19 protein-coding genes are annotated in these 21035 nt (G+C 35.1%); 13 read left to right on the top strand and 6 right to left on the bottom strand.

Annotated elements, in window-relative coordinates:
- Positions 1 to 2: 2 nt before the first annotated feature.
- Both V1503_RS07475 and V1503_RS07470 read left to right on the top strand, forming a co-directional pair.
- Entirely contained in the window at positions 3 to 329 is a 327-nt protein-coding gene (locus V1503_RS07475) for a YtxH domain-containing protein (RefSeq protein WP_410625986.1), read from the top strand.
- A 13-nt stretch (positions 330 to 342) separates the two neighbouring features.
- A complete protein-coding gene (locus V1503_RS07470) occupies positions 343 to 1185 on the top strand; it encodes a YihY/virulence factor BrkB family protein (RefSeq protein WP_250886487.1) in 843 nt (280 codons plus the stop codon).
- A gap of 376 nt (positions 1186 to 1561) precedes the next feature.
- Here V1503_RS07470 and V1503_RS07465 read toward each other — a convergent pair whose 3' ends face one another.
- The gene (locus tag V1503_RS07465; RefSeq protein ID WP_410625984.1) at positions 1562 to 3511 is read right to left on the bottom strand and encodes a heavy metal translocating P-type ATPase; all 1950 of its coding nucleotides are present in this window, start codon (positions 3509 to 3511) and stop codon (positions 1562 to 1564) included.
- Between the two features lie 271 nt (positions 3512 to 3782).
- Between V1503_RS07465 and V1503_RS07460 the strand changes: the two genes are divergently transcribed.
- A complete protein-coding gene (locus V1503_RS07460) occupies positions 3783 to 4730 on the top strand; it encodes a DMT family transporter (RefSeq protein ID WP_410625982.1) in 948 nt (315 codons plus the stop codon).
- 195 nt (positions 4731 to 4925) lie between these two features.
- Here V1503_RS07460 and V1503_RS07455 read toward each other — a convergent pair whose 3' ends face one another.
- Both V1503_RS07455 and V1503_RS07450 read right to left on the bottom strand, forming a co-directional pair.
- Positions 4926 to 5072, bottom strand: coding sequence for a BH0509 family protein (locus V1503_RS07455; RefSeq protein ID WP_214480668.1), 147 nt, complete (start codon positions 5070 to 5072; stop codon positions 4926 to 4928).
- 369 nt (positions 5073 to 5441) lie between these two features.
- Positions 5442 to 6629 (bottom strand): MFS transporter, encoded by a 1188-nt coding sequence (locus tag V1503_RS07450; protein WP_410625979.1) that lies wholly within the window; start codon positions 6627 to 6629, stop codon positions 5442 to 5444.
- A 289-nt stretch (positions 6630 to 6918) separates the two neighbouring features.
- Here V1503_RS07450 and cax point away from each other — a divergent pair, with 289 nt between their 5' ends.
- The gene (cax, locus tag V1503_RS07445) at positions 6919 to 7971 is read left to right on the top strand and encodes a calcium/proton exchanger (RefSeq protein ID WP_320258371.1); all 1053 of its coding nucleotides are present in this window, start codon (positions 6919 to 6921) and stop codon (positions 7969 to 7971) included.
- Between the two features lie 927 nt (positions 7972 to 8898).
- A complete protein-coding gene (locus V1503_RS07440; protein WP_410625977.1) occupies positions 8899 to 9708 on the top strand; it encodes a YfkD famly protein in 810 nt (269 codons plus the stop codon).
- A gap of 211 nt (positions 9709 to 9919) precedes the next feature.
- Here V1503_RS07440 and V1503_RS07435 read toward each other — a convergent pair whose 3' ends face one another.
- Together V1503_RS07435 and yfkAB are read right to left on the bottom strand one after the other, a co-directional pair.
- Complete coding sequence (locus V1503_RS07435; RefSeq protein ID WP_410625975.1) at positions 9920 to 10801, bottom strand: mechanosensitive ion channel family protein; 882 nt, start codon at positions 10799 to 10801, stop codon at positions 9920 to 9922.
- Positions 10802 to 10885: 84 nt separating this feature from the next.
- Positions 10886 to 12022 carry a radical SAM/CxCxxxxC motif protein YfkAB gene (yfkAB, locus tag V1503_RS07430; protein ID WP_410625973.1) on the bottom strand — a complete coding sequence of 379 codons (1137 nt, stop codon included), beginning with the start codon at positions 12020 to 12022 and terminating at the stop codon, positions 10886 to 10888.
- Positions 12023 to 12276: 254 nt separating this feature from the next.
- Between yfkAB and V1503_RS07425 the strand changes: the two genes are divergently transcribed.
- From V1503_RS07425 to V1503_RS07415, 3 genes are all read left to right on the top strand, one after another.
- A complete protein-coding gene (locus tag V1503_RS07425; protein WP_214480739.1) occupies positions 12277 to 12459 on the top strand; it encodes an SE1561 family protein in 183 nt (60 codons plus the stop codon).
- Between the two features lie 304 nt (positions 12460 to 12763).
- Positions 12764 to 13639: an NAD-dependent epimerase/dehydratase family protein gene (locus V1503_RS07420; protein WP_410625971.1), complete on the top strand. Its 876-nt coding sequence runs from the start codon at positions 12764 to 12766 to the stop codon at positions 13637 to 13639.
- A 305-nt stretch (positions 13640 to 13944) separates the two neighbouring features.
- Positions 13945 to 14157, top strand: a complete 213-nt coding sequence (locus tag V1503_RS07415; RefSeq protein ID WP_410625969.1) for a hypothetical protein — start codon at positions 13945 to 13947, stop codon at positions 14155 to 14157.
- 182 nt (positions 14158 to 14339) lie between these two features.
- Here the strand turns inward: V1503_RS07415 and V1503_RS07410 are convergent, their stop codons facing one another.
- A complete protein-coding gene (locus V1503_RS07410; RefSeq protein ID WP_410625967.1) occupies positions 14340 to 14585 on the bottom strand; it encodes a hypothetical protein in 246 nt (81 codons plus the stop codon).
- Positions 14586 to 14830: 245 nt separating this feature from the next.
- Here V1503_RS07410 and V1503_RS07405 point away from each other — a divergent pair, with 245 nt between their 5' ends.
- The 5 genes from V1503_RS07405 (at position 14831) to V1503_RS07385 (ending at position 20817) form a co-directional block, all read left to right on the top strand.
- The gene (locus tag V1503_RS07405) at positions 14831 to 16363 is read left to right on the top strand and encodes a fumarate hydratase (protein WP_410625965.1); all 1533 of its coding nucleotides are present in this window, start codon (positions 14831 to 14833) and stop codon (positions 16361 to 16363) included.
- Positions 16364 to 17476: 1113 nt separating this feature from the next.
- Positions 17477 to 18265 carry a delta-lactam-biosynthetic de-N-acetylase gene (gene pdaA / locus V1503_RS07400; RefSeq protein WP_410629401.1) on the top strand — a complete coding sequence of 263 codons (789 nt, stop codon included), beginning with the start codon at positions 17477 to 17479 and terminating at the stop codon, positions 18263 to 18265.
- Positions 18266 to 18397: 132 nt separating this feature from the next.
- Complete coding sequence (locus tag V1503_RS07395) at positions 18398 to 19024, top strand: DM13 domain-containing protein (RefSeq protein WP_410625963.1); 627 nt, start codon at positions 18398 to 18400, stop codon at positions 19022 to 19024.
- A 51-nt stretch (positions 19025 to 19075) separates the two neighbouring features.
- A complete protein-coding gene (locus V1503_RS07390; RefSeq protein WP_214480656.1) occupies positions 19076 to 19786 on the top strand; it encodes a response regulator transcription factor in 711 nt (236 codons plus the stop codon).
- A complete protein-coding gene (locus V1503_RS07385) occupies positions 19783 to 20817 on the top strand; it encodes a sensor histidine kinase (RefSeq protein WP_320258363.1) in 1035 nt (344 codons plus the stop codon). The genes V1503_RS07390 and V1503_RS07385 overlap by 4 nt, the downstream gene beginning before the upstream one ends.
- Positions 20818 to 21035: the final 218 nt, after the last annotated feature.

Genomic DNA, 21035 nt, shown 5'->3' with positions numbered 1-21035 from the left:
GCATGTCAGCAAATAATTTGTTCAAAGGGATGATGGCAGGCGCTTTTGTAGGTGGAGCAATTGCAATGCTAAACAAGGAAACAAGGAAAGAAGTTGTTACACAAGGAAGAAAAGCAGTGCATACTACGGGAGAATTTCTAAAAGATCCTGCAACATTAGCAGTGAAAATTAAAGATCAAATACATACAGTGAGAACAACGATTGAAGAAATAGAAGAAGATGTATCGTTTGTTACGACTAAAGCCTATGAATTAAAACAATCAACTCCTCAAATGATAGAGGTAGTGAAGGATACGAAAGAGAAAGTTTTTAACGATAAGGAAGGATAAGTGGGTGTTCTAAATGGAGACTAAGCGGAGAATGAGTGTCGTCTTCTTTGTTAAGGAGCTTTTTAGGCGGTTTAATGATGATGATATTGTAGGTTTGTCTGCTGAGTTGGCCTATTTTTTCTTGCTTTCATTGTTTCCTTTTTTAATTTTTTTAGTGACCTTACTTGCTTATTTGCCTGTTTCACAAGAGGATGTTATGGAAGTATTTCAACAATTTGCTCCAGGTGAAACACTCGAAATGATTGAAGCGAATTTAAAGCTTATCGTCGGTTCACAAAATAGCACACTTCTTTCATTTGGAATTATTGGGACGATATGGACAGCGTCGATAGGGATGAATGCGGTAGTGAGAGCTTTTAACCGTGCGTATGAAGTGAACGAAAGTAGATCACCTCTCGTAGCTAGAGGTGTGTCGATCTTATTAACATTTGCTATGATTTTTGTAATTGTTGTTGCGTTATTACTTCCTGTATTTGGACAAAAAATTGGCTTGTTTATTTCGTCATCATTTGGCTTTTCGATAGAATTTATGAATGCATGGAATGCGGTAAGGTGGATTCTGAGTTCTATTATCTTATTGGTTGTATTTTCATTTCTTTATTTCATTGCACCTAATAAACGCTTGAAAATGAAGGAAGTTACAACAGGGGCTATTTTTGCGACGGTTGGGTGGATTATCGTTTCTGTAGCTTTTTCTTACTACGTTGAAAGTTTTGGAAATTATAGTTCCACGTATGGTAGTCTCGGCGGTATTATTGTATTAATGATATGGTTCTACCTAACTGGGATGACTATTATCGTGGGTGGAGAAATTAATGCGATCATTAATTGTCGTAGAATTGATTGTGATGAGTAATGTTATTGCTTTCTTCTATAATTTACTATTATGCTTAGGGAAAAACTAGCCATATTAATTGATGATAAGTTTCTTATCATTATGAGCTAGGAGGATGAAGCAATGACGAAAAAAACGAAAAAAGATGGAGATACAAAGCAGAAAAATCAACAAGCTGGATCAAACCCTAAACATAAAACAAGCAGCAGTGCTAATGGCACAAACGGTTATCATTAACGAGAAAAGCGGAAGTATCTTATTGATTCTCGACAAGCAGTGGAGCAAATGCATCTGATGCTTTTATGCCATTGGATGTATTTACTAAATGGTTCTGCAGCTACAAAAAAGAAAAGCAAAAGGGTCTTGAATATACAACCTCAAGGCCCTTTTGCTTTTGTTACGCCTTTAGCAGCCGTAGGCCGTTTAAGATAACTAATATTGTGCTTCCTTCGTGCCCGATTACACCAAGTGGTAAATTAACAACTTGGAGGAAGTTTGACAGGATTAATAGGGAAATGACCGCGATTGAAAAAATGATATTGTGCTTTACAATACGATTCATTTTTTGTGATAGCTTGATTGTTTCCGCAATTTTTGACAGGTCGTTTTTCATGAGAACGACGTCTGCTGTTTCTAATGCGACATCTGTCCCTTCTCCCATAGCTACACCAACGTTTGCTGTAGCTAACGCAGGTGCGTCGTTGATTCCATCACCAACCATCGCTACATTGTTATATTTGCTTTTAAGTTGCTTTAAGTGTTCAACTTTCGCTTCTGGTAGACACTCGGCGATATAGTGATTTACCTGACATTCTTCTGCAATGGCCTTTGCCGTTTGTTCTCCATCTCCTGTTAACATAATCGTTTGAATACCAAGTGCTTTAAGGCTTTGAATTGCTTTAATCGCTTCCTCACGAACAGCGTCCTTTAGTGCAATAATTGCAGCGATTCCGTTAGAGTCAGCTATAAAAACGACAGTATTGCCTTCGTCAGCCAATTGATTGGCAATTCCACCGTGGAACTGTTCTGCTAATTCGCTGCCGACGAAGTCAGCTTTGCCTATTTTCCACATTTGGTTATTGTACATACCTTGTACTCCCCAACCAGCAACATCCTCTAAGCTATCAGGTTGACTAAGCGTACATTTATAGGTGCTTTTTGCGTAAGATACAATGGCTTGAGCTAGTGGGTGGCTAGAATGACTTTCCAATGAAGCTGCTGCTGTAATGACATCTTCATGAAATAGACCATCTCTCACGAGTACTTTTGTCACAGTAGGTTTACCTCTCGTAAGTGTTCCTGTTTTATCAAAAGCAATTGCCTTGACCTCACTAAGTTTTTCTAAGTGAACGCCACCCTTGAATAAAATACCCTTCTTTGCACCATTTGAAATGGCAGATAATGTAGCGGGCATAATCGATGCAACGAGTGCACATGGCGAAGCCACAACTAATAAGATCATTGCTCTATAAAATGTTTCAGTCCAGCTCCAATTAAATAGATAATGGGGTGCGAACATCATGATTAATACAGTGATTAACACAATTTTTACATAAGTTCCTTCATATTTTTCAATAAAAAGCTGAGAAGGAGATTTTTCACTTTGTGCTGATTGAACAAGTCGGATGATTTTCTGAAATAAAGTATCTTCACTATGTTTGGTCATTTTTACAAGAATGGCACCACGTAAGTTAACTGTCCCAGCAAATACTTCGTCCCCGATATCCTTCGAAACAGGGATCGATTCGCCAGTGATGGTCGCTTGATCAATGGACGTTTGCCCTTTTAGAACCTCTCCGTCAATGGGTATTCTATCACCAGGCTTAATTAAAATCGTATCACCAATTTGTAATTCTGAGATATGAACAGTTTTTTCTGAATCACCCACTAGTAAGATCGCTTCTTCAGGCTGTAAATCCATTAACGACGAAATCTCACGATTACTTCTGTTCATCGTATATGTTTCTAATGCGCCACTAAGAGAGAATATGAAAATTAATACTGCGCCCTCCCACCAATAGCCAATTGAAGCTGATCCGATAGCAGCAAAGACCATGAGCATTTCAACATTCAACTCGCGGTTTTTAATAGTTTCTTCTATTCCCTCTTTAGCTTTCGCAAAACCACCAATAAGAAACGCTAATATATATAAGGAAACTGAGAATGTTGGCATACTGAGTGTATCCATTAACCATGCAAGAAAAATGAGTACACCGGAGCTTAAAGCTGCAATTAATTCTATATGTGTTTGCAGTTTGTTAATAAATGTTTCAGTATGATCAGTTTTACAATTGATGTAAGTTGATTGGGTATTATCTTTTATTACTGCCTTTTCACTTGTTTCCATAAAATCTCTCCTCCTAATTAATCTAATTGAGAAAAGTAATCAAAATCAATATCCCAATAAAATGACGAAAACTGCCATCTTATAGGGATAGCAGCACTCTTTATAATAATTTTAATTAAATATTTATTATATTTCTTATTTAATACTCTACCATACTATATGCATTAAGGAAAGAATATTGTGCTTAAAAAGCTCAAAATACTTGTATAAAATTTTAGATTGGATTATAACTAGGTAAGTGTACTTTAAAGGATCAAGGAGATGTATTGATTTGACAGCAGAACGCTTTTTTTCTCATAAATTAGGGATGATCGCTGCGGCAGCTGCAGCGACATTTTTGTGGGGGAGTGCTTTCCCATTCATTAAGCTCAGTTATGAAGAATTGAACATTCAACCTAATGAGATTGGTGAACAAATTTTATTCGCTGGTTACCGATTCATTTTGGCTTCATTAATGATTATGGTTTTTTACGTATTTATAAAACGAAATATCTTTTTGAAAAAGAGTACAATTAAGCCACTAGTTCATATAGGTTTGTATCAGACATTTTTCCAATATGTTTTGTTTTATATAGGATTAAGCTATTCAACGGGCATACAAGGATCAATAATCGCAGGGACTACGTCATTATTTCAAATGATTTTTGCACATTTTATGTATAATGATGATTCCTTAAATAGAAAAAAGGTAGTAGGGGTACTAGTTGGGTTTACAGGCGTCATTTTAGTAAATATAACTAGAGGTTCCTTTTCTTTTTCATTCGGCTTAGGTGAATTTTTATTACTTCTTGCAATGGTTTCGGGTGCTTTTGGAAATTTAAAAGCGAGAAATGGCAGTTTTAGTATGGATGTTGGCTATTTAACTGCTTATCAAATGTTATTTGGATCCTTTGGTTTATTAGGCGTAGGGATGATAATGGCAGGTATATTTCCTTTTGAGTTTACAGTAAAGTCATTATTCTTATTGCTGTATTTAGCATTTTTATCTGCAGCAGGTTTTGTGCTTTGGAATAATGTCATGAAATATAATCAGGTCGGCAAGGTATCGATGTTCTTATTTCTTGTCCCTGTATTCGGTGTAATATTATCTAGTATACTTTTACAAGAATCGATTCACTTTTTCGTTGTATTTGGATTGTTGTTTGTTACATCAGGAATTATTATTGTGAATCGACCTGATAGGAAGCGGCTAAGAAAGGTGAATGATCAAGTTAGTTAAGCCATGTACTAATTTTTTTGCTGCCAACTAATGAGTGTTATCAAAAGTCGAATATACAAAAATACACCTCGATGTTATGTTATCGAGGTGTATTTTTTATAGTTAGTCATGTTAATGGAATTTCGAATATAAAAGGAATATTGTTAGTGGTAGAACACTTATTAATGAGGTATTGTGTTGAAAAGCAGTAAACTGTTATTCAGCGATTTCTTCAAATTGGTAGTAAGTAGTATTGTAAATATGCTCAATTTCAGCGTCTGTCATGTAGATTAAGTGATCTCGATCCATACCTTTCATTTTCTCAATGAACTCAATCATATTTTTTCTTTCTTGTCTACTCATTTATATCCGCTCCTTTTTTCATCTGTTTTAATACAGTATATTATCTTTGTTTGTATTATATAACAGTTTAATAAAAATGTGCAAATACTTTTTTGATTTTTTTGAAAATATTTTAGTCTACCGAGAGTTATTTCGTAACTGTATAAATGATGTGGTTTCTTTCTATACTTTGCTGCTGTATTTAAGGAGAACAGTTAGGGGAGTTTAGTTGACGATCGTTGTTAAATTTAGTATTTAATGCAACAAAAGCTTTGTTACACAACTAGACCTCAACTATATAAGTTGAGGTCTAATTTATCTGGGTGATGTCCTACATTATTTTTTTTGATGTAAGATGAATGCAGTAGCACAGAGGCTCGTATTAAATAGTTATTTGCTCAATCTCACAGGTTCACTTTCTTGTATGGTAGGCTGTTTACCAAAAAAAGTGACGATAAAAAATATGCTTAATAACATGATGCTTATAATAGTGAAAAAGCTAATATTTTCGAAGAATTGTATAAATGTACCTCCTAGGATAGGACCTGCTAAACTACCTACACTAAATGCAACACCACTAAGTAAATTTCCTGTTGGAAGTAGATTTTTTGGCATTAGGTCTGTCATATAACTTATACCCATGGAAAAAGTAGATCCTACTAGCATACCTGCTATGAAAATGAACGTCGTTAGTAAAACGATGGATTGTTCGAAAAAGCTGGCAGCTAAAAATGCTACAAAACCTAAGAAAAGAATGCCCATTAAGATATTTCTTCGACCAAATTTATCACTCAGCATGCCTAGTGGTAGTTGGAACACAATACCTCCTATAGCGAAGGCAGTAAGTAAAATAGAAACACTTGCTACCTCTAATCCAATACGTAAACCGTAAACAGGGAAGCTACCGTTTAAAGACGATTCTAGAAATCCGTAGCTTAATGGTGGTAAAAATGCAACCCAACCGTATTTCCAAGCTTGACTAAAACGTTGAATCGTTTCTTTGAAAGAATTTGACTCGATATCTTGTTCAGGATAGTCATTATCAAGCATAAAAATGAAAATCCATCCAATGAGACATAACAAAGATGATACTACAAAAGGGAGTGTTTCATTAATTTTTACTAAAGGAGTTAATAATGGGCCAGTCGCAAATCCAAGGCCGAAAAATAAGCCGTATAAAGAAATATTTCGTCCTCTCTTTTTGGCTGAGGAAAACGAAGTTATCCACGTTTGAGTTGCAAAGTGTAGTGCATGATCACCTATGCCAATAAAAAGACGTAAAATAAACCAAAACCAAAATGATTTCCAAAGAGGAAATAGCGCGAGAGATACGATCACTATGAGTCCGCCCATGATAATAACAGATTTATAGCCAAACCTTCTTAAAGGCTGCTCCATAAACGGAGATATAAGAAGTATGCCAATATAAAGCGCAGTTGCGTTTAAGCCATTTAAAGACGAACTAACCCCGTCATTTTCAAAAATAATTGCTATAAGTGGCAGTAGCATACCTTGTGAAAAACCAGAAATCATAACAATACTAACTAGTATCCAAAATCGAAATTTATTTTTATCCATTGTATAACCTCTATTTCTAACGATGTTAATAAAATGCACCCGATAAAGATCGTACAAATAAATGAAGAGATATACAAGGGTTTTTCAGAAATAACATCATTTGTTATATTTATTTTTTCTTAGCGGTAATACACCCTTAACTGTTTGTATAAATAAGACGAGGAATTAGTAATAATTTCTCAATGCTTAAGTGAAAAATATATGTAGTATTCAATGAGAGTGTGGTGAGTAAAAAATTTCCTTATTTTACTAATAATAATTATAGCTATAAACAGAAAGGTTTGAGGATATGAATAAAATATTTTTTCTCCTAGTAGCTACTGGTATCCCACTATCCGTTGTTGGTAGTCTATTGCATTGGTCACCTGTGATAATGTTCGTTATTTACAATATTACAATTATTGCTTTAGCTAGCTACATGGGGAGAGCAACAGAAAGTATTGCTATCGTTAGTGGACCACGTATAGGTGGACTTTTAAATGCCACATTTGGAAATGCAGTTGAGCTAATCATTTCAATCTTTGCTTTAAAAGCTGGTCTTATTGGTGTTGTATTAGCTTCGTTAACTGGATCCGTTATCGGGAACTTACTACTTGTAGGCGGATTATCTTTTTTTGTAGGAGGCTTGAAATTTAAACGTCAAGAATTTAACGCATACGATGCTCGTCACAATGCGGGTCTCCTAATGTTTGCTGTTATTGTTGCGTTTGTTATCCCTGAAGTTTTTTCAATGGAAATGACTGAAAGCCAAACGCTAGCTTTAAGTATTGGGATATCAATTATTTTAATGGCATTATACATAGCTGCACTATATTTTAGGCTTGTCTCACATCGTGGGGTTTATCAGCATAGCTCGGATGAGGTAGAAGAACACGAGGAACCGGAATGGTCGAAAAAGGTAGCCATCACAGTTTTAGCGCTAGCAACTGCAGCAGTTGCTTACGTGTCAGAAAACCTTGTTCACACATTTGAAATAGTAGGTGAAACGTTTGGGTGGAGCGAGTTGTTCATCGGGGTGATCATTGTTGCTATCGTAGGGAATGCGGCTGAGCATGCTTCGGCAATTATTATGGCGTACAAAAATAAAATGAATATCGCTGTAGAAATCGCAGTCGGTTCAACCTTACAAATTGCCATGTTTATTGCACCACTACTTGTACTTATTTCTTTATTCTTCCCGACAAAAATGGCTCTTGTGTTTACGCTTCCTGAGCTCGTAGCCATGGCTTCTTCAGTATTCTTAACGATTGTTTTGACAAATGATGGAGATACGAACTGGTTTGAAGGTGCAACACTATTAGCAGCATATATCATTATGGGAATTGGCTTTTACTTATTATAAAGCTCTTTTCAAAACCTTGTTGTTATTGGTAATAAATTAGAAGTGCAAGAAGCAGTTTTATTAATTTGTAAATATTTTACAAACAGAAAGATGGCACGTATTCTAGTTATGTAAGTGTTTATTTCTTAGCTCGAAGAAACTGCAGTCTATAGGTAAAGAGCCTATATAAGGCTCTTTCCGTACACTTTGTTGCTACTGGTTGTAAATTAGAAGTGCAATAAGTGGTTTTATCCCTTTATCATTGTTTTAAAGAAGAAAAGATGGCACAAGTTTCAAACTTTGAGAATAGTAAAGACTTGTCCATTGTTAACAAAAATCAAGATGTTTTGAACTTAAATCTCATATCATTCAAAGAATATAAATAAGGATGCCTTCAATGTATCTGACTTACCTATTAAGTTATTTATTAATAGGCAATGATTTCAGACGTTATTGTTGAAGCACCCTTAATCTTTTATGTTCAGGAAATGGAATTGTAAAATAAATATATTTCCAATCGTTATCATCTACGTAAATTCAAAGTAATTATTACCTAACTACATTCACACAAACTCACTTGTCGTATTTCGTACCTTTTTAAAGTAGTCACTACGATGATTCTACTCGATACGCATACCTCCTTATGTGTTGTATGATGCTTTCGAGATCCCTCCTTTTTGGTAAGTATAGTTTATTATATTCAAAATTTATTTGAATATTCTGTTTATTGAACGCTTTTTTTTAGTTCTTTTCATATTTTTGAATGCTTGTCATCGTTTATGTCATGAATCTTTTAAAAACAACAACAGCAATTGTGAAAACAGTTTGTTGAACTTAGTAAATGTATTGGAAGAAAAATATGCAAATTGATGTAATTAAGTTGGATAATCTATAGTCTGTTCGAAAAAACTAATGAAAAGATTATGTGTTTGAAAGGAGTAATTGCAAATGAAACGTATATCACAGTTTATTGTATTATTATTCTTTATGTCTTTAATAAATCCGAATGTCATTACAGCAGAGGAAAAGCAAAAAACAGCAAAGAATCAATATGTAATACCTGATTCTGTTGTAAATATTTCAAAAGAAAATACTTATCCAAACCCAACAGAAGATTTACCATACTTGGAGCCAAGTGAACTTGCTAAGAAGCTTATTGAAACATCAAATGTAACAATAGAAAATCCGGATCTCATACGTATTTTAAATGAGTCTTCTATAGGTAACGCTCCGCATGCAATTGGGTATCGTGCAACGATTTTTTTAGGTGAATGGCCATTAAATTATGAATCACAAGAAACGACAACAAACTGGGAATATCAAAAAATTAATACTAATTATTTTGATAATAGAGGAGGAGAAGCACCTCAGAAAATATTTTACACCCAGGATACCCAAAAGGTAGTGAAGGGAGGTTTAACTTCAACTGTCCCAAATGAAGAGGATGTAAAAAAAATGATGCTGTTAAAATCAATGGACAAAACTAAATTACAATTATCGTTTCAAACGATTGTTGGCTTAGGTACAAAAAAAGAGCAAATATATAATATACCTCCAAAGAAAGTGGGCTATTTATATTCACACTCACCTGCTGTGAATGAAAAAGGTAAAGTGACCTATGGTGAAGTATATTTAGTGTTGAGGGGTAACAGTAAGAAAATTGAGGTCAAAAATGTAACTTCTCAAGGGATAGGTGCTTGGATTCCTGTCCAAGATCATGTATCATTCTCCTTTGTTACAACAAATCATCCGAGATAAGGAAAGAGCGCTATTACGACTTTAGTGTAATGGCGCTCTTTGTTGTTATTGAAAGAATGTATTTTAATGATTGTTGCTTTTCGTACTAGGAAATAAAAATAAACTAAGCATTCTAGGCATCTTTTCTCATTTGAATTGAGGTCATTTGCATAGAATTATTTATTGTTGTTCTAAATTATTTTCAATGGTAACAAAAGCTTACGAAAAAAAACTATTGAAATTGTCTTGTGCTTGTCTCGTCGTTCATTTCTTGGTTGTTTTGTACAATTAATTGGCCTTCAGCCATTAAAATATCATGGTCAAACATAGCTTGAGCAACAATTCGTCTAGTCTCTTTCGCTGCAGTCCAGAAGTGTGCGTCATCCACTAAGCCTATAATTGTATACTCATAGCCGCGAAAGCCAGCATTTAGGGACGTCATTCCATATACTTGGAATGGTTCAACGACTTGTTCATTGTTCGTCTTTAAATAAGCTTGTAAAGAATCATTTAATTGAACACAAGTTTGCTCTAACAGTTTGAATACTTCTTCTGGATTTTCTCTAAAACTAACGACGACGCGTTCGATGACACGCATATTTTCAATATTATAGTTCTGGATTTGTTGAATTTCCCCATTACTAATAGTAAGCAACTTGCCACTCCATTCACGCACCTTCAAAAACCTGAGTCCGATCTCTTCTACCGTCCCGTTATACGTGTTGTTGACAGTGATAAAATCCCCTTTATCAAGTTGTTTTTCATACAACAGGAACACACCTGACAACACATCCTTTATTAGCCCTTGTGCGCCTAAGCCGAGTATGATTCCTGCTACACCAGCTCCAGCTAGGAGTTTTTCAGCTTCAATGTCAAAAAGCTCATCAAGCGTATATATAATAAAAGCAAATGTAGCTACGTATTTCGTAACCGAGCGAACCATACTTTCAATTGTTTGTTCTTTGCGCTCTTCAAAAAAATGTGTTCTCTTAAAAAAGTTGTGAACCATTCTATTAATAATGAGGACAGCTAACCAAACGATAAACCCAAAACGGATGACTTTAGTTATTTCATGCTGCCATACTGTATTTAGTATTTCTAACGTAGTTTGCATCATTTATCAACACTTTCTGTGAAATTAATTTTCAACATTTATATATACAATAACGATTAATCTTAAGTTTTTCAATAGAAACTGCTAAGCTTCGCTTCTTACTAGTTTCGTTTCTTTTGTTAGAAAATCAGTGTCTTTGTAATAACGATCCTTTACTAATAAATTGGGACCAAGACATTTTACAGCAGGACAGTGGCAGCTTAACATTTTTGCTAAAGGAGATCGCGTCCAAAGCTGATAAGACTCTAATAAAGAATTCGATTGTATATTCCCTAATGGGGGGGCATCACCGAAATCTGTGACAATGACTTCTCCAGTAAATATGTTTACATTTAATCTAGAACGACCGTCAGGATCATTTCTTACGGATATATTTCTACTCTCGTATAGACGTCTTAGCAAGGTGAGATCCTCATCTTTATCACTGCAAGGATAAAAAGGTAGTGTGCCAAAAAGCATCCATGTATTTTCATCACGTACGTCAAGTAAGTGATGAATGGCTGCTCGGAGTTCATCTAATGACAGAACTTCTAAGTGACTAGCAAAATCGCTCGGATACATTGGATGAATCTCGTGACGTGCACAGAGCATGTCATTGATCACTTGATGGTGGATCTTTTCTATATAAGGGAAAGTCCTTTTGTTTAACATCGTTTCTGCAGAGACCATAACACCCTCTTTTGACAATGCTCGGCTATTTTCAATGATTTGGTTAAAATACTTTTCACGCTGTTTAAACGTTGGCTTGCGCTCCATCATCGCAAACCCACCCTCAACAAATTCTTCAACTGTTCCCCAATTGTGTGATATATGAAGTACGTCTAAATATGGCATGATTTGTTCGTATTTACTTAAATGAACTGTAAGATTTGAGTTCAATTGTGTGCGCACACCACGATCATGAGCGTATTTTAATAACGGTTTAACATATCCATTAACTGAGGATGAAGATAGCATTGGCTCACCACCGGTAATACTTACGGAGCGTAAATGTGGAATCTCATCTAACCTCGTTAATAATAGATTAAGGGGCAATGGATATGGATCCTTTGATTGTAAAGTATAGCCAACTGCACAGTGCTCACAGCGCATATTACATAAAGTTGTCGTGGTGAATTCAATATTTGTTAATTCTAGTTGACCTAACTCCTCAACATCTGTGTATGCCTCCCATGGATCATTTAAGGGAGAAATTAGCTTTTTTTGTTTTGTTGTGCTCATGTAAAACTCCTTAACGATTGTTTTTGACTAATGCTCTTTTCGTAAACTTTGTTGCTATTTTTGATGAGTATTATGATAGAAAGATGCCACGAACGCTATTTGACTACGTGCTTATATCTTTGGACGAAAAGCTACAAGCAATGTGAAAACAACTTTGACTAAACAATAACCTCCGATAATTATGTAGAATGATGAGGGATGTTGTCAAATGGTTGTGAATTCGTTACGATAATAGAGAGAAAGGGGCGAGCTAGTTGGATAAAACATCAAATGGCAATCACTCACAAATAATATATTTGAAGGATCGGTTAAATATGTTTTTAGAGACGATCGACTCATTAGATCCAGAAGAAACAAAGCTTGAAGATATTGATCGTTTAATACAGATGATTGATGATATTGAAGATAAATGTGAACAAATAAAAGATCATAAATAAAGACTTTTTTCGTAAACTTTGTTGCGTTTTTTAACTTACATGAGTAACTGATGTGTATGATATGTCTGAAAAGATGCCTTGAACGTTCGTTATATTCATGTATAGCTCTTATTACGATAAGCAACAATTAATTAATCAGGTGTGGAATACTCTACACCTGATTTTTACTTTTACAGTAAAAGGGAGATAGCTTGGTCTAGAATTTATGGAAGGTAACATAGATTAAGAATATGGAGCTTATGATTCAAATTTCTCGTTTTTCTAAATGGCTTCGATATATAATGATTACGGAGGTGTTGTTGTGATGAAAACTGCATTAGTATTCGGAGGAACACGTTTTTTTGGAGTAAATTTAGTTAATGAATTATTAAAGAAAGGCTTTCAAGTAACTGTTGCAACGAGACAAAAAAGTACAATCCCATTCGGCGATGAAGTGAAAAAATTAAAGGTTGATCGATTTGATAAGCAGTCAGTAATAACTGCTGTACAAAATAGTAAATGGGATATTGTATTTGATCAAATATGCTATAATGCACAGGATGCAGAAATTACCATTGAAGCTTTAAAAGGTAAGGTAGGTAAATACGTATTTACATCAACGATGTCAGTTTATGACTATGGTGTGGATATGGCAGAAGAATTGTTCGATCCATATACATATGAAATTAACCCTATTCCTACCGACGAAATATCCTACCAGGAAGGCAAACGACAAGCAGAGGCTGCTTTTTTTCAACATGCTTCTTTTCCAGTTGTAGCAGTTCGTATTCCGATTGTGTTGGGGGAACATGATTATACAGAACGTTTGAAGCTTCATATTGACAAAGTGAAAAAACAAGAACAAATATACTTCCCTAATCTCGATGTAGAAATGGGCTTTATTAACCAGCAGGAGGCAGGGGACTTTATTGCATGGACGGGTACCCAAGATTTTGCAGGACCTATCAATGCTTGTGCTGATGGAACGATTTCGATGGGTGAATTGATGGAGCTTATTGAGAAAGAAATCGGCAAAAATACTGTGATTTCTAAAGAATCCACAAAAGACAATCACTCTCCATATGGAATTGAAGAAACATGGACAATCTCTACTGATAAAGCAAAAGGGTTAGGATATACATTCACTAATCTATATCAGTGGTTACCAAATTTAATAAAAATAATTGCTAACGAGAAATAAGTATTAACATTGAAGGTCAGAACTCATGGTACATATCTTCAGCCTTAGGTATGTAGTTGCAGAGTTATCTGCCCTTTTTTATGTTGTTCTTTTATAAGCTCTGTTGCTATTTTTTCTCACTTATCATAGCAAAACGATGTTATCTGTGTTCGATACGAGTTATAGAGAAATGACATTAATGCGATAAAAAGTCTATCACAATGAATGCTATTGGTAATATAATTACTATATTTAATTGAAAAGATCATTTTATATAATTAAAAATTACGTTAAAATGTTGTTTAGAAATAATAGGAGAGATGAAATTGGATAATATAAAAAAAGAAAAAATAAAAACTTGGTTAATCGTTGCTCTGATACTTTCGCTTGTAGGTTCATTCGTTCTTTTTTTCATAGGTTATTATACGATCGGCTTTGTGGTAGGTGGAATGTTTATGGTTTTAGCTACTATTTTAGGTCAGTGGTCTTTTCACAAAAATGCAGATTATGTACACAGAAATATCTATAATAACAAATAATAATTGCGTTTGGGTTTATTCCAAGCGCTTATTCTAGTCTTCTTAACCTTTTGACTAAGAAAATAAACATAAAGAGTAGAAAAGATAGGAACTTCAACCATTAGAATCGATTTTGGGCCTTCAGGAACCGTATTATATCAACTATCCAAAAATCACCGATCTATAATGGAATAGCCTTTAAACTATTTCGTTGTTTGTTGTGTTTTTATTTTTTCTAGTAACTCATGTTCCCTCCAATCGATTTCCTTTACCTTTTTCGAGGATTTATAGCATTTTTTACATACATAATTTCCTGGTATGAGAAAAGGTACCCAACAAAAGAATACACCGTTTGGGAATATTAATAGCAACATAGCAATTGGTAATTTAAATTCTAAATAGTTCTTTTTTTCTATCATATCTGAATCGCAATGTATACAAAGCTTCAACTTGTTGATTCCTCCTCTAACCACTGTAATCCGGCCGTTCTTTATTTAAATAATGATGTTTTTCGTGTCCAACACCTTAGCATTAATAACAAATTTTACGATAAGATTCTAAAATAATTATAGCATTATTTTCCTATTTTGTAGTGTGAAAAAGAAATCGCTTTCGAAAATAATATTGTAGGAGTATAATTTAATTGTGAAAAATAAGACAACTTCATTTTAGCGGAATATAAGGGGGATTTTGTATGGAGAAGCTTCAAGAAAGTATGTATAAGCTTATCGTTGAAACATCTACAAACTTACCAAAGGATGTCCGTAGTGCTATTGCAAAAGCGAAAAAACGTGAAAATGCAGGTACTCGAGCTGCTATGTCATTATCAACGATTACGAACAATATTTCCATGGCGGATGAAAATGTATCGCCTATTTGTCAAGATACGGGTTTGCCAACATTTAAAATTAAAACGCCTGTAGCGGTAAATCAGTTAAAGGTAAAGGATGCGATTTATAGTGCTATCGCACAAGCTACAAAGGATGGCAAACTACGTCCTAATTCTGTTGATTCCTTAACTGGAGCCAACAGTGGCGATAATTTAGGTATAGGCACTCCGGTAATTAAGTTTGAACAATGGGAGAAAGATTATATTGATGTAAGACTAATTTTAAAAGGTGGAGGCTGTGAAAACAAAAACATCCAGTATAGTTTGCCATGTGAACTAGAGGGGCTTGGTCGCGCAGGACGTGATTTAGACGGAATTAGAAAATGTATCATGCATTCAGTATATCAAGCGCAAGGGCAGGGATGTAGTGCTGGTTTTATTGGTGTTGGAATCGGAGGAGATCGTACGAGTGGTTATGAGTTAGCTAAAGAGCAGCTTTTCCGTACGGTTGATGATGTAAACCCTAACGAAGATTTACGTAAACTTGAAGAATACGTGATGGAAAATGCGAATAAGCTCGGTATTGGTACAATGGGCTTTGGTGGAGAAACAACGCTTCTCGGCTGTAAAGTGGGTGTCATAAACCGAATCCCAGCAAGCTTTTTTGTATCAGTAGCGTACAACTGCTGGGCATACCGACGCTTAGGTATGACTGTAAATCCAGAAACAGGAGAGATTAATGAATGGTTGTATCAGGACGGAGAAAAAGTAGATTTTGCTAATGATGCAAATAAAGCTGACGAGGAATCAGAAACACGCGAAGTTGTATTACAAGCACCGATAACGGAAGAACAAATCCGAGAATTAAAAGTGGGAGATGTCGTTCATATTAATGGCATGATGTACACTGGGCGCGATGCGATTCATAAATATTTAACTGACCACGATGCGCCAGTAGATTTGAACGGACAAATTATTTATCATTGTGGACCAGTAATGTTGAAAGATGAAGAAGGCAATTGGCATGTAAAAGCAGCAGGTCCTACTACATCAATTCGCGAAGAGCCGTATCAAGGTGATATTATGAAGAAGTTTGGTGTCCGTGCAGTTATTGGTAAAGGTGGTATGGGACCAAAAACACTTGCAGCTTTAGAAGAGCATGGCGGCGTTTATTTAAATGCTATAGGTGGTGCAGCACAATATTATGCTGATTGTATTAAATCAGTTGAGGGAGTTGACCTCATGGAGTTTGGCATTCCTGAAGCAATGTGGCATCTGCAAGTTGAAGGGTTTACTGCTGTAGTAACGATGGATTCTCACGGCAACAGCTTACACGAAGATGTTGATAAATCATCTTTAGAAAAGCTAGCGACATTTAAAGATCCTGTTTTTAAATAGGAGATATATATGATTTTTCAAAGGATCATTAGCAATTGCTAGTGATCCTTTGTTATTGGAGGTGTACAGTAGATTTATCGACTTACCTTTATTATTTATGGGCCAAATTAGATGTTTTACGGGTCAAATCCTGAATATACGGGTCAAATTAGATGTTTTACGGGTCAAATCCTGAATATATGGGTCAAATTAGATGTTTTATGGGTCAAATTGCTGAACTTATGGGTCAAATTAGATGTTATATGGGTCAAATCCTGAATATACGGGCCAAATTAGATGTTATATGGGTCAAACTCTGAATATACGGGCCAAATTAGATGATTTACGGGTCAAATTAGATGTTATATGGGTCAAATTCTGAATATACGGGTCAAATTAGATGTTTTACGGTTCAAATCCTGAATATACGGTTCAAATTAGATGTTTTACGGTTCAAATTCTGAATATGCGGGTCAAATTAGATGTTTTACGGGTCAAATCCTGAATATTTGGGTCAAATTAGATGTTTTATGGGTCAAATCCTGAATATACGGGTCAAATTAGATGTTATATGGGTCAAACTCTGAATATACGGGCCAAATTAGATGTTATATGGGTCAAATTCTGAATTACGGGTCAAATTAGATGTTATATGGGTCAAATCCTGAATATACGGGTCAAATTAGATGTTTTATGGGTCAAACTCTGAATATACGGGCCAAATTAGATGATTTACGGGTCGAATTCTGAATATACGGGTCAAATTAGATGTTATATGGGTCAAATCCTGAATATATGGGTCAAAGTTTATCGGTCAATTTGCTGACCTCATGGGTAAATATCTAAATTTATCAGTCAAAAGAGCACATTTGTGAAAAAAACAAGACTAGTGTAATTTTGCACTAGCCTTGTTTAAGTGTATGTTAATCAATCCCAAGGTTTTGATATTGATTAACGGAAAAAACGATTTGTTCATTTTTGTGCGAAAAACAATCTATACGAAAACAGCTTTATAAAATAGACATCGGAAAACTCTACCTAGTATGAATTTCAACTAACGTAAAAAACTAATAAAAATATGTTGAACTTACATTATTAGGAGGGTGTCGATTGAAGATTCGATTCATACAAGCAATTTTTCTATCGCTATTATTAGCAATTACTTTTTCATATGCAACAGAAGCGAGTGAATCTAACGAGCCAATTCATTGGGGGTTTAAAAGAAGTACGAATAATGAACCACCTTCAGCTGGTGAGGAACTTGACCAATTACTTGAAAAATATAATAGCTTTTATATAGGGGATACATCAAAAAAAGATATATATTTAACGTTTGATAACGGGTATGAAAATAACCAATATACTGCCAAAATATTAGACGTTTTAAAAGAGAAAGATGTGAAAGCTACTTTTTTCTTGACAGGTCATTATCTTAAAGATCAACCGAGTTTAGTCAAACGGATGGTAGAAGAAGGACATATCATTGGTAATCATTCATGGAAGCACCCTGATTTTACAACTGTTAGTGATGAGCGTTTAAAACAGGAGTTGGAGTCAGTCAAGAAAAAAACCGAGGAGTTAACAGCTCAAAAAGGTATGAGTTTCTTACGTCCACCTAGAGGAATCTTTAGTGAACGAACATTAGCCATATCAGAACAGCTAGGTTATCATAATGTTTTTTGGTCATTGGCATTCATTGATTGGCATATTGATCAACAGAAAGGCTGGAAGTATGCGTATGATAACATCATGAAACAAATTCATCCTGGTGCAGTCATCCTTTTACATGCAGTATCAAAAGATAATACAGAGGCACTTGAAAAGGTGATAGACGATCTTCGTGAACAAGGATACTCTTTCAAAAGCTTAGATACACTCATTATGGAAAAAGTGTTATTAGAGCCAATCATTTTTGAAAGATAAGATAGTAAACGTAGAATACTTTCTTTTTTTGACATAATTTCATTTAATACTTTTGTAAGATTTTTGTTATTGTTTGATAAGGTTCATCCGCGATTATAGTAGTGTACAAAAAAAGAAAGGGTGAACGAAATTATGAATAAAAAAAGTCTGTTTTTTACAGGTATTGGCATCGTAGCAGTATTAATAGGGTGGTGGTTATTGTCACCATTGTTTATAGACAAGCAAGTGAATGAGCCGTTACCTGGTTCTGCAAACGCATCCGGTGAACATGGAGAAATGATGGATGATAAAGAAGACATGGGTTCTGATGAAGAAGCAATGAAAGATGACATGGAAGAAACAATGGAGGGTGAAGATAAGGAAGGCATGTCTGAAAAAGAAGAAATGAGTGATGATGCATCTGAAGAAGCAATGAACAAAGATAAAGAAATGTCTAACGAATCCTACGCTGGAACATTTGTTGAAGTTGATAATGAGCATAATATTAGCGGTAATGCATTCACTGTCACAGCAGATGGCAAAATGTATATACGGTTTGAACAATTCTCGGTAACGAACGGTCCCGATCTTAAAGTTTATTTAACTAAAGAAGGGCAGCCAACGAGTGAGGGTATTGATTTAGGGAAATTAAAAGGTAATCAAGGTGATCAAAACTATGAAATTCCTGAGGGTGTAGATTTAAGTGAGTATAACAAAGTAGTCGTTTGGTGTCGTGCGTTTGATGTTGATTTTGGCTACGCAATGCTTGAAAAGCAATAATATCCACTCTCGTGGTACAATACGAGAAAAGAGGTAAGAGGTGGATAGTGGATGTCACAGAAAATCTTAGTTGTTGATGATGAGTCCAACATAACAGATGTTTCAAAACGTTACTTAGAACGGGAAGGTTATGACGTTTTATTAGCATCAAATGGAGAAGAAGGCATAACACTTTGGCGAAGCCACAAACCGGATTTGATTGTCCTCGATGTGATGATGCCAAAAAAAGATGGCTGGGAAGTGTGTGAAGAAATAAGAAATGAGGACGATGTACCCATCATTATGCTCACTGCAAGAGGAGAAGAAATGGATCGGCTCATGGGACTGACGCTAGGGGCAGACGATTATATGACGAAGCCATTCAGTCCCCGTGAGCTCGTATTGCGAGTGAAAGCTATCTTTCGTAGGATTCATGTTGGTAGTAAGAAGTCAACTGAGAAATCGACAACGACTAAGCTTAAATTTGATGGCTTAGAAATTGATTCTGAAATGCGTAAGGTGGTAGCGTTTAATAATAATATTGAATTAACTGTTAAAGAATTTGACATGTTGTTTTTACTTGCAAGCCACCCAAATCAAGTGTTTTCAAGGAGCCAACTATTAGATAAAATATGGGACATTGATTTCTTTGGGGATACAACTACAGTCACTGTTCATATTAGAAGACTTCGTGAAAAAATAGAACAAAATCCATCAGAACCTGTCTTTCTTCAAACTGTATGGGGGATAGGTTATAAGTTTACTGGGCGTGAATTGTTATGAAGATGCGCACGCAACTACTAATTGCTAATGCACTAAGTATTATTATCATATTAATATTCCTTACGATAAGCTATGTTCGAATGCTACTCCCTAATGAGGCGATTGAGCTTTTAACGATTGTAACCGTCGCGGCTGGTATTTTATCATTTTTTATTCATGGGTTGTTAATTAGACCCATTGAAAAGGCGATAACTCTTATTAGATTAGAATCAAAAAAAATAGCAGAGGGTAAATTTGAAGGTAAAGTTTCCTCAATAGGACCTAAAGAATTTCAGCAATTGGCAGAGCATTTTAATGAAATGAGCAGCAAGCTTGAGGAAAGCTTTACAAAGATCAAGCAAGCTGAAGCATCGAGAAAAGAACTTGTTGCAAATATTTCACATGACTTACGTACTCCATTGGCTTCAATTCAATCGTTTGTTGAAGCCCTGCAGGATGACGTTATTGAAGATAAACAAACGTTTGATCAATATTTAAAAACAATACGTCTTGAAACGAAAAGACTAGATCATCTGATTAATGATTTATTTCAACTTTCTCAGCTTGAGGCAGGTACTGAGGCATTTGAACCTACCCGATATCACTTAGATAGCTTAATTGTTGAAACACTTCAAAATCAATACTTTCAAATTGAAGAGCACGGCTTGAAAATATCGGTTCAAATACCAGATAAGCTTTCGCCGTTAATGATTATGCCTGAAAAAATAAAGCGAGTGCTTATTAATTTTTTACAAAATGCAATACGGTATGCTCCGAGAGGAAGTCAGCTAGAAATTGAAGTGAAGGAAAGTGTAGATTGTGTTAAGGTCAGTGTTACTGACGAAGGAGAAGGTATCCACGAATCAGAGCTTCCACATATTTTTGAACGGTTTTATCGAGTTGAAAAATCACGTAACAAAGCTCATGGCGGTGCTGGATTAGGATTAGCAATATCTAAATCTATAATAGATTTACATGGCGGAGAAATTGGTGTGCAAAGTAAACAAGGTGAAGGAAGCACATTTTATTTTACACTCCCGAAACAGCAATAAATAGTGAACGACAGGCGATCTTGGACCTGTCGTTTTTTGTTATAAGTTATACCCTTCCTTTAATTTAACGTCTTATTGTAAAAATAGGTAAAATAAAGTAATCTAATATAATATTATTTTGCTAAATTGTGGGAGGGAGAAAAAGGTGAATAAACTGGAGTATAAGGTTAAAAGAATAGATAATATAGATGACCTACTAGTACTAACAACGAGCGTAG

Origin of the sequence: Nanhaiella sioensis, assembly GCF_046557775.1 — a bacterium.
Lineage (GTDB): Bacteria > Bacillota > Bacilli > Bacillales > SM2101 > Nanhaiella > Nanhaiella sioensis.
This window is presented reverse-complemented; position numbering and strand designations above follow the sequence as displayed.